Source organism: Bradyrhizobium sp. 21, from assembly GCF_023073335.1.
In the GTDB taxonomy this organism is placed as follows: Bacteria; Pseudomonadota; Alphaproteobacteria; order Rhizobiales; family Xanthobacteraceae; genus Bradyrhizobium.
In genome coordinates this window covers 405,555-421,239 of record NZ_JADPJG010000015.1, presented here as the reverse complement: position 1 = coordinate 421,239, position 15,685 = coordinate 405,555, and the positions used below count along the sequence as shown (strand labels likewise).

The window sequence follows — 15,685 nt, the reverse complement described above, 5'->3', positions numbered from 1 at the left end:
TGCCAATATCCTCAAGCCGCGTCGGCGTCGAGGACCGACTTGGCAAAGGCTTGCGGCGCTTCCTGCGGCAGATTGTGGCCGATGCCGCCGGTGATCAGGCGATGCTCGTACCGGCCGGAGAACCTCTTGGCATAGGCGCTGGGGTTGGGATGCGGCGCGCCGTTGGCGTCGCCTTCCATCGTGATCGTCGGGACGCTGATCACGGGAGCCGCTGCGAGCTTTTTTTCAATCTCCTCGTATTTCGCTTCGCCCTGGGCGATCCCGAGCCGCCAGCGGTAATTGTGGATCGTGATCGCGACATGATTCTTGTTGTCCAGCGCCACCGCGCTCCGGTTGAACGTGGCGTCGTCGAAATTCCACTGCGGCGAGGCGAGCTTCCAGATCAGTTTTGCGAAATCGTGCGTGTGTTTCTCGTATCCGGCGCGGCCGCGCTCGGTCGCGAAATAGAATTGGTACCACCATTGCAGTTCGGCCGACGGCGGCAGCGGCGCGCTGCCTGCGGCCTGGCTGGAGATCAGGTAGCCGCTCACCGACACCAGTGCGCGGCAGCGATCCGGCCACAGCGCAGCGATGATGTCGGCCGTGCGCGCGCCCCAGTCAAAGCCGGCGATAACAGCCTTCTTGATGTCGAGCGCGTCCATCAGCGCGATGATGTCGGAGGCCAGCGCAGCCGGCTCGCCGTTGCGCGGTGTCTCGCTGGAGAGGAATTGCGTCGAGCCGTAACCGCGCAGGTGAGGGATGATGACGCGATAACCGGCCTTTGCCAGGATCGGCGCAACGTCGACGAAGGCGTGGATGTCGTAGGGCCAGCCATGCAGCAGGATCGCGACGGGACCGTCCGCAGGGCCAGCCTCCGCATAGCCGACGTTGAGAACGCCGGCATCGATCTGCTTGATCGCGGCGAACGACGCATTCGCTGCCGAGGAGCGCGGCGCTTCCGTTTCGGCGCGGGCGAGGCCGACCACGCCGAGGCCAGCGGCGACAGTTCCCGCGGCGACGCCGAAAAACTGGCGCCGGTGCTGGTCGATGATCTGTTTCATGGGGGCTACCTTGTTGATGGTGATCGAGCGTCAGATCAGCGCGACCTTGACGTCGATATTGCGGCGGAGTGCCCTGGAATACAGGCAGGTCTGGCGCGCCTCATCGATCATGCCGCGCGCGATCTCGGGATCGAGGCAGGGCAGGCTCGCAGCGAGGCGTCCAGCGAACAAGCGCCCTCGTCGGTGTGGGTCCGGGCCGTGCAGAGCAGTTTTGCCGCTTGCGTCATGAAGGCCTCCTTGCCGTCGCGCGACTGACTAGCAGCGGCTGCCGCGATACACCCGTTTGGACTTGTGAGAAGTTGTGAGGTCTCGGGCTCCGTTCGTCCGCCGCATCGATTTCGGCACTTCAAACGCCAGACACGCCTCTTTTTCCTCGCGGCGCATTTCGCCCGAGTTTTGCTTCGTCGCTCCACCCTCGCAAAGCCAAGAGGGCGCAGGGAAGGCCGGTGCCGGCTGGCACCCGCGGTCCGCTGCGCGAAAAGCACACGCAGGAAGAACCGCACAGCAGCATACAGGTGAAGCCCAACACACGGCCTTCCCTGCGCAGTGGTTGGACGGCTTATGCCGTGCTCTCCCGGGAGCCGAGTTCGTTCTGGCCTCCCTCGCCTCCGCGAAACTCACCGGCACCGCGCCGGTTGACGCGACTACCGCTTCCGCCAAGGCTTGACCGTAGCAACGACGGCCAGGACCACACGGTTTTGCCGTACGCACGGCTCGCCATTTCGCCGCAGTTTTCCCAGCCCTGTCGACGGAGCCGGGAACTTACAGACGAGACGAACCTAACAGCGCCGCTCGTCGGCACGAGGTTTTGGGCTCACGGAGAGCAATCCGCCCTGCCCACGCCTTTCGCGCCCGACGCTGCCGCGTCCACCGCAACCCGGCTCTCGATAGTCACGACACGAGATCGCCCCTCAAGACCAAGCCGGGATGGGGCGACACATACGCCGTTTCCGAATTTCGGTAAAGTGGAATATTTTTGCAGATGCCGATTGACAGAAGGGCGACACAGGCCGGCCGCGTAGCCCGGGTCGAGGCTCGCTATAGCTCGCGGGATGGGTTGGCCAAACCCATCATGCTTCGTCACTAGCGGGGAAATCGACGGGCTTCGGGGCTCCGGATGTCCGCTAAGCCTTCAACAGCGGCACAAAAACGGGGCGTTGTCGGACTTCCGGAATGGGCCAGGAGCAGACGTCGGCCGTGGCCCTAAGCTTGTAGCCGGGGACGCCCGGCGAAGCGGTGAACCAATTGGTGGACCCGGGAAACTACAGCCCGCACCTTCAGTAAAATTTTGATGAGCCAGTCTGGTGCGCCCAAGTAGCGCAGAGTTTCAACCGCGCCTTGCAGGTTACGCTGCTGAAAGCTCAGATCGGAGAAATGATCGTGATCGCTAGCGCACCACTCCAATATGAGCGCTCTCTCCTCCGACAATTCCTCACCGCCCGCTATCTTGGCTATGAAGTGTAGTTCTCGCCGAAGACAGACCGCTTCGATCCGAGAGCGTTTCTTTTCTTCGTAGCTGATACCCCATCGCTCCAGCCTTGCATGGGTCGCTTCATGGATTATTGTGCAAGCAATCTGTTCGAGCGTCGTTGTTTCAAGAAGAACATATCGCTCATCCAGCACGCAAGCCTTCAGTGCCGTGTCATAGCAAGCACGAGCAGTCGGAAGTATGCTCACCCATACCCGCTCTAAGTTATAAGTGACGCGAGAATAGTGAAGCGAGTCATGGCGTTTGATCAGTTGAAGCGCGTCCTCGACGCGGCGCAAGCCGGGGTGGCGCTTACTTTCCTGAGTCCCTACCCAAAGCCCGTCAATGTCGCTGCCCGTCGAGAACCAGAGGGCAGCCCTATCCACAGCGCCGATCTTGCGATTTTGCTTTTTTACCGGGCCTAAGAGCGCGGCTTTGCAGATAAGGCTCACGTTTGGGCTCAATTCTGACTGTCGAGCAAGATTTCCGATACTAAGAACCTCTTTGGGTTGCGAAACAGCAGGCAATCAACCGTGACCACGGCTGATGCTCAATTTTCCATGAACAGAGGTAGGCTGCTTCGGGTCAAAACCAGCAAACCTCTCAACTACCGAATCATTCCGCTCTGTCCTCAAGACCGGACATCGGCGAGCGAACGAGCAAACGCCTCACCCCGTCGGGGTACCCTGCTTCCACTGGCCGCCGGCGATCTTGGCGGCGGCAATGACGGCCTGGGTGCGGCTCTCGACGCCGAGCTTTTGCAGGATGGCGGAGACATGCGCCTTGATGGTGGCCTCGGAGACGCCGAGCTCATAGGCGATCTGCTTGTTGAGCAATCCCTCCGACAGCATCATCAGGACCCGGACCTGTTGCGGCGTTAGCGTCACCAGGCGGTCGCGCAGCTTTGTCATGTCAGGGTCGGCGGCGGCCGAGAGGTCGGTGTCGGCGGGAACCCAGACGTCGCCCTCCATCACCTTGAGGATGGCATCGCGCAGCGTCTCGACGCCGAAACGCTTCGGAATGAAACCCGAGGCACCGAAATCCAGCGAACGGCGGATCGTGGCGCTGTCGTCGGAAGCCGAGACGATCACCACCGGGATCGCCGGATATTGTGCGCGCAGATAGATCAGGCCGGAAAAGCCGGAGATCCCGGGCATCGAGAGGTCGAGCAGGATCAGGTCGACGTCGGAGGTCTGTTCCAAAAGCGCGGTCAGATCCTCGAACGATCCGGCCTCGTCGATCCTGGCCGTGGTCAGGACGCCCGCCACCGCCTGCCGCAACGCGTCGCGGAACAGCGGATGGTCATCGGCAATGACGAGATGGGTCGAGGCAGCGTTCATTGTTCTCTTGCTGTCGTTTGCGCCGGGCGGCGAGTCGATGCCGCGACACCTCAATTCTTCCCCGAGCGGCCGTGGCATGCAAGTGCACATTATCCCTTTGCTGCAAAGGGGTTAATCCGGAGGCCCCGCGGCCCCGCGGCGGTGCCCGATTCCGGCCGTCAGCTGCGCGTCAGTGCGAAAGGCCGAAAGTCGTATTGGGGCGGCTTTCACGCCGATGTTACCTTGAAGCCAAGACCTGGGTCGATCCGGTACGACCGGACATCCGGGGCGCGAGGAAACGCATTTCGGGGAGCGACTCAACATGTCGACGATAGCTGTGTCTCAAGCACGCGCGGGAGGGATGACGAAGGACGAACGGTTCGTCATTCTCGCCTCCTCGCTCGGTACCGTCTTCGAGTGGTACGATTTCTATCTCTACGGGTCGCTGGCCAGCATCATCGGCGCGCAGTTCTTCTCCGCCTATCCGCCGGCCACCCGCGACATCTTCGCGCTGCTGGCGTTTGCCGCGGGCTTCCTGGTCCGCCCCTTCGGCGCGATCGTGTTCGGCCGCGTCGGCGACATCGTCGGCCGCAAATACACCTTCCTCGTCACCATCCTGATCATGGGTCTGTCGACCTTCATCGTCGGCCTGTTGCCGAACGCGGCGACCATCGGCATCGCGGCCCCGATCATCCTGATCGCGTTGCGCCTCGCCCAGGGCCTGGCGCTCGGCGGTGAATATGGCGGCGCGGCGACCTACGTCGCGGAGCATGCTCCGAACGGCAAGCGCGGCTACTACACCTCCTTCATCCAGACCACGGCGACGCTCGGCCTGTTCCTGTCGCTGCTGGTGATCCTGTTCACCCGCTCCGCCCTCGGTGAACCCGAGTTCGCGGCATGGGGCTGGCGCATTCCGTTCCTGGTCTCGGTGCTGCTGCTCGGCGTTTCGGTCTGGATCCGGCTTCGCCTCAACGAATCCCCGATCTTCCAGAAGATGAAGGACGAGGGGAAGAGTTCCAAGGCCCCGCTGACGGAAGCCTTCGGCAACTGGCAGAACGGCAAGCTCGTGCTGCTGGCGCTGCTTGGCGGCGTGATGGGCCAAGGCGTGGTCTGGTACACCGGCCAGTTCTACGCGCTGTTCTTCCTGCAATCGATCCTCAAGGTCGACGGCTACACTGCCAACCTGCTGATCGCCTGGTCGCTCCTGCTCGGCACCGGCTTCTTCATCGTGTTCGGCATGCTCTCCGACAGGATCGGCCGCAAGCCGATCATCCTCGGCGGCTGTCTGATCGCGGCGCTGACCTTCTTCCCGATCTTCAAGATGATCACCACCAACGCCAACCCGGCGCTGGAAAAAGCGATCGAGACGGTCAAGGTCGACGTAGTGGCGGATCCCGCAGGTTGCGGCGACCTGTTCAACCCGGTCGGCACCCGCGTCTTCACCTCGCCTTGCGACACCGCACGTGCCTATCTGTCGCAGTCGTCGGTCAAGTACTCGACCACGCCGGGTGCGGCAGGCTCCGGCGTGAAGGTGATGGTCAACGGCAAGGAAGTTGCCTACGCCAACGCCAAGGACGGCAACCCGGCAGTCCTCGCCGCCGTGCAGGGAGCCGGCTATCCGAAGCCCGGCGATGCGAGCATCGTGAAGATGGCGCATCCGTTCGATATCTTCCGTCCGCAGGTGGCCGCGGTCGTCGGACTGCTGTTCGTCCTGGTGCTCTTCGTCACCATGGTGTACGGCCCGATCGCCGCCATGCTGGTCGAATTGTTCCCGACCCGCATCCGCTACACCTCGATGTCACTGCCCTACCACATCGGCAACGGCTGGTTCGGTGGCCTCTTGCCAGCGACCGCCTTCGCCATCGTGGCCTCGACAGGCGATATCTATGCGGGCCTCTGGTATCCGGTCATCTTCGCATCGATTACCGTCGTGATCGGCTTGTTCTTCCTGCCCGAGACCAAGGACGTCGACATCAAGGCGACCTGATCGCAAGCACCGATCGACAACATCAACCGGCCGCGGATCGCTCCGCGGCCGGTTTTGTTTTATCCCTACTGATCGCCACCGATGAATTGCAGCACGACCTCACGCCGGTGCGGGCGCTTGCGGTGCTCGACCAGATAGATTGCCTGCCAGGTGCCGAGCGCGAGCTTGCCGTTCAGGACCGGCACCTGCAGCGAGGTTTGCGTCAACATGGTCTTGACGTGCGCCGGCATGTCGTCGGGTCCCTCGGTATCATGCGTCCAGCCGGCGTTCTCCGGCGCGAGCCGCGACAGCGCGGTGGTGAGATCGACGAGCACGGAGGGATCGGCGTTCTCCTGGATCGTCAGCGACGCCGAGGTGTGACGGATGAACAATGTCAACGCGCCATCTCGCGCGCCGGCCTCGGCGACGAACTTCGCGGCTTCGCTGGTGAGATCGGTGAAGCCGCGGCCCTGGGTCTGCACGGTCAGCAGCGATGATGCGATGGTGGTGGCCCGCACGGACGACGGCGCCGAGCGCGTGATGGATTTGCCTGATGTCATCAACATCCCTGGTTCGTCGTCCTGGCGAAAGCCAGGACCCATTGCCCCGAGCGCTTGTGATAGCGAAAAGTCGCAACGTGCATCGAGAAAAACAGGTGGCCGCGGCGTATGGGTCCGGGCTTTCGCCAGGACGACATTGTTGGTCCTCAGATCTTTCCCGACACGTCCTTCTGCACGCGGTTGGCCATGTCGATCAGCCGGCGCCAGGCCTTTTCCAGGAACGACATCACGCGATCGACGTCCTGGTCGCTCGGCAGCGGGATCTCGATCCTGCGGTCACCCTCGGCGACCTTTGGTTCGCGTGGTTGCGGCTCCGCCTTCTTCAGCGGATCGGATTTCGGCAAGGCTTCGTCGACCTTGCCTGAGACGGTCGGCCCTGCCGCGAGCTGTCCCTTCAGAGTCTCGATCTCAGCCTGGAGCCGGCCGATCTCGGCGTCGAGCGCGGAACGTTCATCGGGCACCGCATAGCAGGCCCAGCCGGCGCCGCTCCTGGTGCAGGTCGACATCGTGCCGGTGCGGGTGTCGAGCCGCAGCACGCCCTCGGGGATGGGGGTCATGCTGTAGCGGCCGTTTTCGCTGTCCGGCGCGGATTGCGCAGCGAGGCAGCCGCCGCTGATGGTCATCGCCGCGGCGAGCGCCGCCGCCGCGAGCCATGATGTTGTGGATGAATTCGCAGGTCTCATCGCGCTCTCCGCCACGACGCGAAAGGTGGCATTCTCGCAAATTCTACACCCCGGCGCGGCGATCCGCCGCCCAAAACGTGCCCCTGACATGAACGACCACGGCGCCCCCTTTGATCCCGGCGGACGGACGAAATGGCGACGGCATCCGCCGATCATGCGGAGAGCTGCTGCGGTGCGGCGTCACGCTGTGTGCGGCGCTGCCGCATGCGCCAATAACGTCAATTAAATCAGATACATAACAGAAATCGACACAATCGTGACTTGGCTTGACTTGATTATGGGCCATCAGTATGGTCCGCGCGGCTTTTGAGGGTGGCGGGCGTAATTTCCATTCAGCCGCGGCGTTTCGGGTCTTCGTTGCATGACACAGGGCACGGGACACGGCGGGAATGGAGATCGCGATAGATCATCCGAGGAAGCTGCGCTTTCCGAACGGCTCGGAAATCTTGACCAGCGGTTGTCCGAATTTCGCGGCCGCCACGTCAAGACCGAGCAACCCGCAGGTGACGGTGAAGACAGAGCGGCCAGAGCTTCGGCGATGGCGCTTGGTTTCCGGTTATCCTCCGAGTTGGTCGCCGGGGTCGTTGTCGGAGCGGGGATTGGCTGGGGATTCGACCGCTTGCTGTCGACGTCGCCTTTCGGATTTATCGTGTTCCTGCTGCTTGGCTTCGTGGCCGGCGTGGTGAATGTGGTGAGGACGGCGGGCGCGGGTCAGAACAGGCGCGGTGGTTCTTAAGCGATCCGCACAGGAGAGGAATGATCGTGCCAGCCTTGTGCCGGTACGGGCCGGCCCGGCCGGCAGACCGAGACCCGCCGGTATAGCCCGGCAGACCAAGAGATGCCGCGCTGATGAAAATCGATCCGATCCACCAGTTCAACATCGAGCCTCTCTTCACCCTGGGCCATATCGGTAACCACACGATCGCCTTCACCAATTCGTCGCTCTACATGCTGGTGGCGGTCGCGATCATCTCGATCCTGATGCTCGCCAGCGGCACGCAGCTGGTCCCCGGGCGCCTCCAGTCGGTCGCCGAGATCTCCTACGAGTTCGTGGCCTCGACCATCCGTTCGACGGCCGGTTCGGAAGGCATGAAGTTCTTCCCGCTGATCTTCTCGCTGTTCATGTTCATCTGCGTTTCGAACCTGGTCGGCATCATCCCCTACACCTTCACGATCTCGAGCCATCTGATCGTCACCGCGGCGCTCGCGCTGCTGGTCTTCTTCACGGTCCTGATCTACGGCGTCGCCAAGAACGGCCTGAAATTCTTCTCGATCTTCGTGCCCCACGGCGTCCCCGGCTACATCCTGCCGCTGGTGATGTTCATCGAGATCCTGTCGTTCTTCCTGCGGCCGGTCTCGCACAGCGTCCGTCTGTTCGCCAACATGCTGGCCGGCCACATCGCGCTGAAGGTGTTCGCGGGCTTCGTCGCCATGCTCGGCTTCTCGCTCGGCGCACTCGGCTGGGTCGGCGGCGTGCTGCCGCTGGCACTCACGGTCGCGCTGTACGCTCTCGAGATTCTGGTCGCGTTCCTGCAAGCCTATGTGTTTGCGATCCTGACCTGCATCTACCTCAACGACGCCATTCATCCGGGACACTGAGCGGTCCGGGGAATTTCCACCCACAACCCAATCTTTCTTCCAAGGAGTCTAAAATGGATCCGGCAGCAGCAAAACTTATCGGCGCGGGCATCGCATGCATCGGCATGGGCGGCGCGGGCGTCGGCGTGGGCGTGATCTTCGGCAACTACCTCGCCGCAGCCGTCCGCAACCCGTCGGCCGCTCAGGGCCAGTTCGGCAATTTGATCTTCGGCTTCGCCGTGACCGAAGCGCTCGGCATTTTCTCGCTGCTGATCGCGCTGCTGCTACTGTTCGTTCCGCTCTGAGGACGATGTTTCGCGCCGCTTCAACCGAAGCGGCGCGCATGACGGCAACAGGAGTAATCCATGGCTGAGAGTCATGGCGGGGCGAAAAGTCCGGCGGCGGGCGCCCACACCGAGTCCGAAGGCGGTCACGGTGGCGGTTTTCCGCCTTTCGAGAGCAGCACCTATGCTTCACAGCTGGTGTCACTCGCGATCTTCTTCGTCGCGCTTTACGTGATCGTGTCCAAGCTCGCTTTGCCGCGCGTCGGCGGTGCGATCGAGGCACGTCAGAACAAGATCGAAGGTGACCTCGCCGAAGCGCAGAGGCTGAAGGACCAGTCCGACGCGGCGCTGAAGGCCTATGAAGGTGAGCTTGCTTCGGCACGTTCGCGCGCGCAGGCGATCGGCAACGAATCCCGCGACAAGGCGAATGCGCAGGCGGACGCCGAGCGCAAGGTGCTGGAAGAGCAGCTGGCGGCCAAGCTCGCCGGGGCGGAAAAGACCATCGCCTCGACCCGTGCGACCGCCATGAGCAACGTCCGCGGCATCGCGGCCGATGCGGCAGGTTCGATCGTGCAGCAGCTTACGGGCGTGATACCGGACGCGGCGTCGGTCAATGCCGCCGTTGATGCGTCCTTGAAGGGTTAGTCGATATGTTCTTCGATCCTGAAACCTGGGTCGCCATCGCTTTCGTGATCCTGATGGTCGTGTTTGGCTATCTCGGGGTCTTCAAGAAGGCAATGACTGCGCTCGATCATCGCGCCGACCGCATCAAGGCCGAACTCGACGACGCGACCCGCCTCAAGCAGGAAGCCGCCAAGGTGCTCGCCGACTACAAGGCGCGCACCGCCTCGGCCGAACGCGAGGCTGCCGACATCATCGCCAACGCCAGGTCCGAAGCCGAGCGCATCGCGACCGAAGCCAAGGCGAAGATGGAAGACTTCGTCGCGCGCCGCACCAAGACCGCGGAGAGCAAGATCGCGCTCGCCGAGGCCCAGGCGGTGGCCGATGTCCGCGCCGCAGCCGCGGAAGCCGCCGTCCAGGCCGCCTCCACGATCCTGTCGCAGTCGGTCAAGGGCCAGGTCGCCGACGATCTGCTCGCCAAGGGCATCACCGAGGTCCGGCAGAAGCTGAACTGAGGGGTTTCGCTTTCACCAGTCGAAAAGCCGGCGCAATAAGCGCCGGCTTTTTTGTTGGCCACGAATTGCCATCACGAAACAGGTGTCATCACCCGCGAAGGCGGGTGATCCAGTACGCCGCGGCTTCTCGGCTCAAGCACTGCGGCCTCTGGAATACTGGATTGCCCGCCTTCGCGGGCAATGACGGTTGAGGTTGTCGCGCGACCTCGCCCTACTTCTTCTTCACCTTCGCCTTCGGCTCGGGCGAGAGCGCCTGCGGGTCGAAGCCGACATAGAAGATGTAGGAATCGGCGGTCGCGGCCGAGGGGGTCGGATAGGTCAGATCCTCGGCGACGAAGGTGAAGGGCACGCTGCCGCCCTCCGACATCTCGACCGTGGTCCGGTAGGCCTTCGAGGCGATCACCTTCTCGCCGACGCCGCCATGCACCACGGCGATACGCAACGGTACCTCGACGGTCGCGGGCGCACCGGCGGGACCGGCGATGACGCGGCCCTGAATGCCGATCCGGGCCGTGATATCGCCGCCGTTCCGGGCGCATTCACGCGCCATCTTGGTGATCGTCGCCTGGAAGCGGATCTCATTGCCGACGGCCGGCTTGCCGTTGGCGCCGACCGCGTAGGTCGAGGCCCCCGCACGCACCGTGACCTGCGGGCAGTCGAGGTCGTCATCCGCCGGCTGACCGGGCGCCGGCGCCGGCTTGGGCTGGGCCGGCTCGTCGGATTTGCCGCCGAACAGGCCCTTGAAACGGTCGGTCAGCGACTGCGCCGAGGCCGGCGAGACGACCGCAAGCGACACCGAGAGCGCCAGTACGATCACCGGACCCTGCCGCAGCACATTCCGCAATGATCGAAGCTCCTTCACCATCAACGCCCGTACTCCATGACAACATCGCGGCCGATCGCCGGCCGGCCTTGCGCCGTTATATCGTCAAAACCGGCGAACCCAAGGCAAGCAAAAAGGCGAGGAAAACGGCAAGAAAAACGACAGGCAAAACGGCACGCAAACAAGGAGGCTTCGGCCGCAGGGATGAACGGGCTCAGCCGCGGAAATCCTCGTGCAGCAGGCCGAACAGCAAATGGTCCTGCCAGACCCCGTTGATGCAGAGATAGCGGCGCGCCAGTCCCTCGCGGGAGAAGCCGCACTTCTCCAGCACCCGAATCGACGGCGCATTGGTCGGGATGCAGGCGGCCTCGACCCGGTGCAGATTGAGCTCGCCGAACAGCGTTGGCAGCAGCACCCGCAGCGCGGCCGTCATGTAGCCGCGCTGGGCGTGGGGCTTGCCGACCCAGTAGCCGATGGTGCCGGCCTGGACGATGCCGCGCCTGACGTTGGCGAGCGTGATGCCGCCGACCATGGCGCCGTCGAGCTCGCGGAAGACCAGAAAGGGATAGGAGCGGTCCGCCGAGATGTCCTCGGAATAGCGGCGCAGGCGACGACGGAAGCCGGAGCGGGTGAGATCGTCCGACGGCCAGATCGGCTCCCAGGGCGTCAGGTAATCGCGGCTGGACTCGCGTAGGTGCGCCCACTGCAAGAAGTCCGACATCTGCGGCGCACGCAGCAACAGGCCGTTGCCGCGCGGCGCGAGGGCGGCAGGTCCACTGGATGGCAGGCGAAAGAGGGCCATGGTGATGCTTCCCGGGGCGGGTCAGCCCGTGCGCGGCTCCTAATGCAGCCGCGCCTTGGCGCGTGCCCGGGTCAATCCTTCCGCAAAAGATACCGCCGTGTCCAGACCCCTGCCACTGCCCAATGCGACAACCGCAGGGCGGCTGCGCGAAAGCAGTGCACGCGCTGCATCCCGGGTCGATTCGACGCTGACGGCGTCGATCCGGGCCACCAGCTCCTCGGCGGTCTGGGGCCGGCCGTAGGCCAGCACATGCCGGGCGAGCTGCTCGGCGCGGGACGAGCAGCTCTCCAGCGCCATCAGCAGGCCCGCCTTCATCTGCGCCTTGGCCCGGGCGATCTCGACCTCGGTCAGGGTCTCCACCGAATCATTCATGATGTCGACCACGACCTCCATCATCTCGGGCGCGTCGGCCGGATCGGTGCCGGTGTAGAGACCGAAGAAGCCGGTGTCGGTATAGGGCGCGTGGAAGGAGTAGATCGAGTAGCAGAGGCCGCGCTTCTCGCGCACCTCCTGGAACAGCCGCGACGACATCCCGCCGCCGAGGATGTTGGTGAAAACTTGAAGCGAAAAAAGAGACAAGTCGCTCTGCGGCACGCCTTCCAGCGCCAGCGTCAGATGCGCCTGCTCGAGCTCGCGATGCACCACCTTGGTGCCGCCCTTGCCGAACTGTGCGGATTGCGGCTTGGGACCCGGCGTCGCCTCGAAACTGGCAAAGCGGTGCTCGACCTCGGCGACCACCTGCTTGTGATCGACGGCACCTGCCGCCGCCACCACCATGTCGGGCCCGCGATAATGCGTCGAGAGATAGTCGCGCAGCGAATCGCGGGTGAAGGCCCGCAAGGTCTTCGCAGTGCCGAGCAGCGAGCGGCCCATCGGCTGGTCGGGATAGCAGAGCTCGTTGAGGTGCTCGAACACGACGTCGTCGGGCGTGTCCTGCGCGGCGCCGATCTCCTGCACGATAACGTTCTTCTCGCGCTCGAGCTCGTCGGGCTCGAAAGCCGGATTAGCGAGGATGTCGGCGAGCACGTCGAGCGCGAGCGGCACGTCGGCCTTCAGCACCCGCGCATAATAGGACGTGGTCTCGGTCGAGGTGCCGGCATTGAGGTCGCCGCCAACCGCCTCGATCTCCTCCACGATCTCGCGCGAGGAGCGCTTCGTCGTGCCCTTGAACGCCATGTGTTCCAGGAGATGCGAGATGCCGTGCTCGTTGGGCTTCTCGTCGCGCCCGCCGACGCCGGCCCAGACGCCGAGCGCCGCAGTCTCGAGATGGGGCATCTTGTCAGTGACGACGGTCAGGCCGGAGGCAAGCTTGGAAATCTCGACGCTCATCCGGCAACTCCCTGTTTTGCGGCGCGGCTGACCGACAGCACGAACCGCTCGACCTCGGCCTGGTCGTTCTTCATCACCTTCATGTGTTCGGATTTGGTCATCAGACCGTCGAGCCAGGCCGGCAGTTGCGGCCGCTGGCCGCAGGCCGCCTCGACCGCGTCGGGGAATTTGGCCGGATGGGCGGTGGACAGCACGATGCTTGGGACCGTCGTGTCGGTGGTGTCGCGGTCGGCGACAGCAAGCGCGACCGCGGTGTGGGGATCGACCAGTTCGCCCGCCTCGCGCCAGGCAGCGCGGATCGCGGCCGCGGTCTCGGTCTCGTCGGCGCGGCCGGCGTCGAATTCCTCGCGGATCGCGGCGAGCGTCGCGTCGGGCAACACGAAGCGTCCCGACTGCTTCAGCTGGTCCATGAGACGGCGCACGCCGGCGGCATCGCGCCGGCCGGCCTCGAACAGCAGCCGCTCGAAATTCGACGAGATCTGGATGTCCATCGATGGCGACGCCGTCGCGTGCACCTCGCGCACCTCGTAGATCCCGGTCTTCAGCGTGCGCGCCAGGATGTCGTTGACATTGGCGGCGATGCTCAGGGTCCGCACCGGAAGGCCCATGCGCTTGGCGACATAGCCGGCAAAGATGTCGCCGAAATTGCCGGTCGGCACCACGAAGTCCACCGCGCGCGACGGTGCGCCGACCGCGACGGCAGAGGTGAAATAGTAGACCACCTGGGCGACGATACGCGCCCAATTGATGGAATTGACGCCGGACAGCGCCGTCGCATCGCGGAAGCGATGGTTGTTGAACATCCCCTTCACGAGCGCCTGGCAGTCGTCGAAATTGCCTTCGATGGCGAGCGCATGGACGTTGGCCGCGCCCGTCGTCGTCATCATCCGCCGCTGCACATCGGAGATGCGGCCGTGCGGAAACAGCACGATGAGATCGACATTCTCGAGCCCCGCGAAGGCATCGACCGCGGCACCGCCGGTGTCGCCGGAGGTCGCGACCACGATGGAGGTGCGCTGGCCCCGCTTGGCCAGCACATGGTCCATCAGCCGCGAGATCAGCTGCATCGCCACGTCCTTGAAGGCGAGCGTCGGACCGTGGAACAGCTCCAGCACGAACTGATGCGGCGCCATCTGGCGCAACGGCACCACCGCCGGATGGCGGAAAGTGGCGTAGGCCTCGTTCGCCATGCGGCCGAGCTCGGCGTCCGGGATCTCGCCGCCGACGAAGGGCCGGATCACGTCGACCGCGACCTCCCAATAGGGACGACCGGAGAAGCCGGCGATGGCCTCAGTCGAGAGTTGCGGCCAGATGGCCGGCACATACAGGCCGCCGTCGCGGGCAAGCCCGGTCAGCATCACGTCGCAGAAGCCGAGCTCAGGGGCTTCGCCCCGGGTCGAGATATAACGAGTCAAACTGCCCTCCAAAGGCCGGTCGAGCCTGGACTCGATCCGCAAGCCTTTGATTTTACGAAATTACTTGTTAACAGCCGGAGGCTTTGGGCCACCATAAAGTGTTTTGCGGCATCGGGAAACCGCTTCCCGTCTGGGACCATCCAACGAAAAAGGGCTGCGGCAATGCCGCAGCCCTTTCTCTTGGAAGGTCTGTCGTTGATGTGTGCAGACCGGTTTGCCTCGTCGGGGTCGCTGACCCGCTAAACTGTTCGCACAAGCTTTCATCGCCTGTCACGAAATCGTCAAGGGTGAAAACCGCGTCGGCAAAAAAATGTTCCTGTTTTTCCCGACACCTGCCGACTGCGGCCAACGCGCCCGTGCCATTACTCGCCACATATTGCCATGTTATCCCGAAACAAGCGGACAGCTGGGGAACCAATGCCAGCTCGACCCATTGTGTCGGCGGATGGTGTCGGCGCTCTCCATGCATTGCCCGGCTGGCGCAGAGACGGATCCGCCCCGCCGAACCGGCGGCATCCTGGAGCAGCCGGTTCGGCGCCTCGGGCGCCACTCCCCTGGCCCGCCAGTGTCTCGTCTCCGGGCCGCCAGTGCCCCGCCGCCAGTACCCCGGGTGTCAGTTCATCCCGATTTCCACCGCGATCCGGATCAGGTCGGAATGGTTCTTGGCGCCAAGCTTCTGCTTGAGCAGGGACGTGGTGTTGGCGACGGTCTTGTAGGAGATACCGAGCGCCTCGGCGACCTCGACGATCTTGTCGCCTCGACCCAGCAGGCGAAGAATCTCGAGCTCCCGCGGCGTCATCTGCGAGGCAGGATTGGCCTTGATCGCCGCGCCGGAGAATGTCACGGCTTCCGCGAGCTGCGGCGAGATGAAATTATCGCCCGCGACCACCTTGCGCACTGCCTTGAGCAGGATCCTGGGATCGTCGCCCTTGGAGACATAGCCCTGCGCCCCAAGCTCGACCGCCCGCACCACGAAGGCCGGATCGTCGTTCATGCTGAACATGATGATCTTGGCGTCGGGATCGTCCTTGCGAATGCGCCGCATCAGTTCAAAGCCGGACACATCGGGCAGGCTGATGTCGATCACGGTGACATCCGGCCGCTTGCTGACATAGGCGCGATGCCCGGATTTGGCGTCGCTGGCCTCGTCGATCCGGATCGAATGGTCGGATGCGAACAGGGTCCGGCAACCTGACAGCACCACGGGATGGTCGTCGACAATCAGGACTCTGGTTGCCGGCTTGGCAGTATCTTGCATTGCAGCTCTCTTGTTTTTCGACTC

The 15,685-nt window shown here is 63.8% G+C and carries 17 protein-coding genes; 6 read left to right on the top strand and 11 right to left on the bottom strand.

All coding sequences use genetic code 11. The features are described 5' to 3' along the window. Positions 1–11 precede the first annotated feature (11 nt). From IVB31_RS18035 to IVB31_RS18020, 4 genes are all read right to left on the bottom strand, one after another. Complete coding sequence (locus IVB31_RS18035; protein ID WP_247324670.1) at positions 12–1,040, bottom strand: alpha/beta hydrolase; 1,029 nt, start codon at positions 1,038–1,040, stop codon at positions 12–14. Between the two features lie 30 nt (positions 1,041–1,070). Next, on the bottom strand, positions 1,071–1,211 hold the full coding sequence (locus tag IVB31_RS18030) for a hypothetical protein (protein WP_247324668.1): 141 nt from the start codon (positions 1,209–1,211) through the stop codon (positions 1,071–1,073). A 1,032-nt stretch (positions 1,212–2,243) separates the two neighbouring features. Beyond that, positions 2,244–2,960: a hypothetical protein gene (locus IVB31_RS18025; protein WP_247324666.1), complete on the bottom strand. Its 717-nt coding sequence runs from the start codon at positions 2,958–2,960 to the stop codon at positions 2,244–2,246. Between the two features lie 216 nt (positions 2,961–3,176). Beyond that, positions 3,177–3,848: a response regulator transcription factor gene (locus tag IVB31_RS18020; protein WP_247324663.1), complete on the bottom strand. Its 672-nt coding sequence runs from the start codon at positions 3,846–3,848 to the stop codon at positions 3,177–3,179. 301 nt (positions 3,849–4,149) lie between these two features. On the opposite strand from IVB31_RS18020, the gene IVB31_RS18015 reads away from it, so the two are divergent. Then, entirely contained in the window at positions 4,150–5,814 is a 1,665-nt protein-coding gene (locus tag IVB31_RS18015; protein WP_247324661.1) for an MFS transporter, read from the top strand. Between the two features lie 65 nt (positions 5,815–5,879). Here IVB31_RS18015 and IVB31_RS18010 read toward each other — a convergent pair whose 3' ends face one another. Both IVB31_RS18010 and IVB31_RS18005 read right to left on the bottom strand, forming a co-directional pair. Then, positions 5,880–6,353: a secondary thiamine-phosphate synthase enzyme YjbQ gene (locus IVB31_RS18010; RefSeq protein WP_247324824.1), complete on the bottom strand. Its 474-nt coding sequence runs from the start codon at positions 6,351–6,353 to the stop codon at positions 5,880–5,882. Positions 6,354–6,499: 146 nt separating this feature from the next. Beyond that, positions 6,500–7,036: a hypothetical protein gene (locus tag IVB31_RS18005; RefSeq protein WP_247324660.1), complete on the bottom strand. Its 537-nt coding sequence runs from the start codon at positions 7,034–7,036 to the stop codon at positions 6,500–6,502. 361 nt (positions 7,037–7,397) lie between these two features. On the opposite strand from IVB31_RS18005, the gene IVB31_RS18000 reads away from it, so the two are divergent. From IVB31_RS18000 to IVB31_RS17980, 5 genes are all read left to right on the top strand, one after another. After that, entirely contained in the window at positions 7,398–7,772 is a 375-nt protein-coding gene (locus tag IVB31_RS18000; protein WP_247324657.1) for an AtpZ/AtpI family protein, read from the top strand. A 113-nt stretch (positions 7,773–7,885) separates the two neighbouring features. Continuing rightward, positions 7,886–8,635 carry a F0F1 ATP synthase subunit A gene (locus tag IVB31_RS17995; protein ID WP_247324656.1) on the top strand — a complete coding sequence of 250 codons (750 nt, stop codon included), beginning with the start codon at positions 7,886–7,888 and terminating at the stop codon, positions 8,633–8,635. Positions 8,636–8,688: 53 nt separating this feature from the next. Further along, positions 8,689–8,919 carry a F0F1 ATP synthase subunit C gene (locus IVB31_RS17990; protein ID WP_007599451.1) on the top strand — a complete coding sequence of 77 codons (231 nt, stop codon included), beginning with the start codon at positions 8,689–8,691 and terminating at the stop codon, positions 8,917–8,919. Between the two features lie 60 nt (positions 8,920–8,979). After that, positions 8,980–9,543: a F0F1 ATP synthase subunit B' gene (locus tag IVB31_RS17985; RefSeq protein ID WP_247324654.1), complete on the top strand. Its 564-nt coding sequence runs from the start codon at positions 8,980–8,982 to the stop codon at positions 9,541–9,543. Positions 9,544–9,548: 5 nt separating this feature from the next. Then, the gene (locus tag IVB31_RS17980) at positions 9,549–10,034 is read left to right on the top strand and encodes an ATP F0F1 synthase subunit B (protein ID WP_247324653.1); all 486 of its coding nucleotides are present in this window, start codon (positions 9,549–9,551) and stop codon (positions 10,032–10,034) included. Between the two features lie 211 nt (positions 10,035–10,245). On the opposite strand, the gene IVB31_RS17975 is transcribed toward IVB31_RS17980, so the two are convergent. The 5 genes from IVB31_RS17975 to IVB31_RS17955 form a co-directional block, all read right to left on the bottom strand. Beyond that, a complete protein-coding gene (locus tag IVB31_RS17975) occupies positions 10,246–10,899 on the bottom strand; it encodes a hypothetical protein (protein ID WP_247324648.1) in 654 nt (217 codons plus the stop codon). Positions 10,900–11,071: 172 nt separating this feature from the next. Next, positions 11,072–11,659, bottom strand: a complete 588-nt coding sequence (locus IVB31_RS17970; protein ID WP_247324647.1) for a GNAT family protein — start codon at positions 11,657–11,659, stop codon at positions 11,072–11,074. A 39-nt stretch (positions 11,660–11,698) separates the two neighbouring features. Further along, entirely contained in the window at positions 11,699–12,988 is a 1,290-nt protein-coding gene (locus IVB31_RS17965) for a pitrilysin family protein (RefSeq protein ID WP_247324646.1), read from the bottom strand. Next, positions 12,985–14,403 (bottom strand): threonine synthase, encoded by a 1,419-nt coding sequence (thrC, locus tag IVB31_RS17960; RefSeq protein WP_247324645.1) that lies wholly within the window; start codon positions 14,401–14,403, stop codon positions 12,985–12,987. Before thrC ends, IVB31_RS17965 begins: the two co-directional genes overlap by 4 nt. Positions 14,404–15,016: 613 nt before the next feature. Then, positions 15,017–15,661 (bottom strand): response regulator transcription factor, encoded by a 645-nt coding sequence (locus IVB31_RS17955; RefSeq protein WP_247324644.1) that lies wholly within the window; start codon positions 15,659–15,661, stop codon positions 15,017–15,019. Positions 15,662–15,685: the final 24 nt, after the last annotated feature.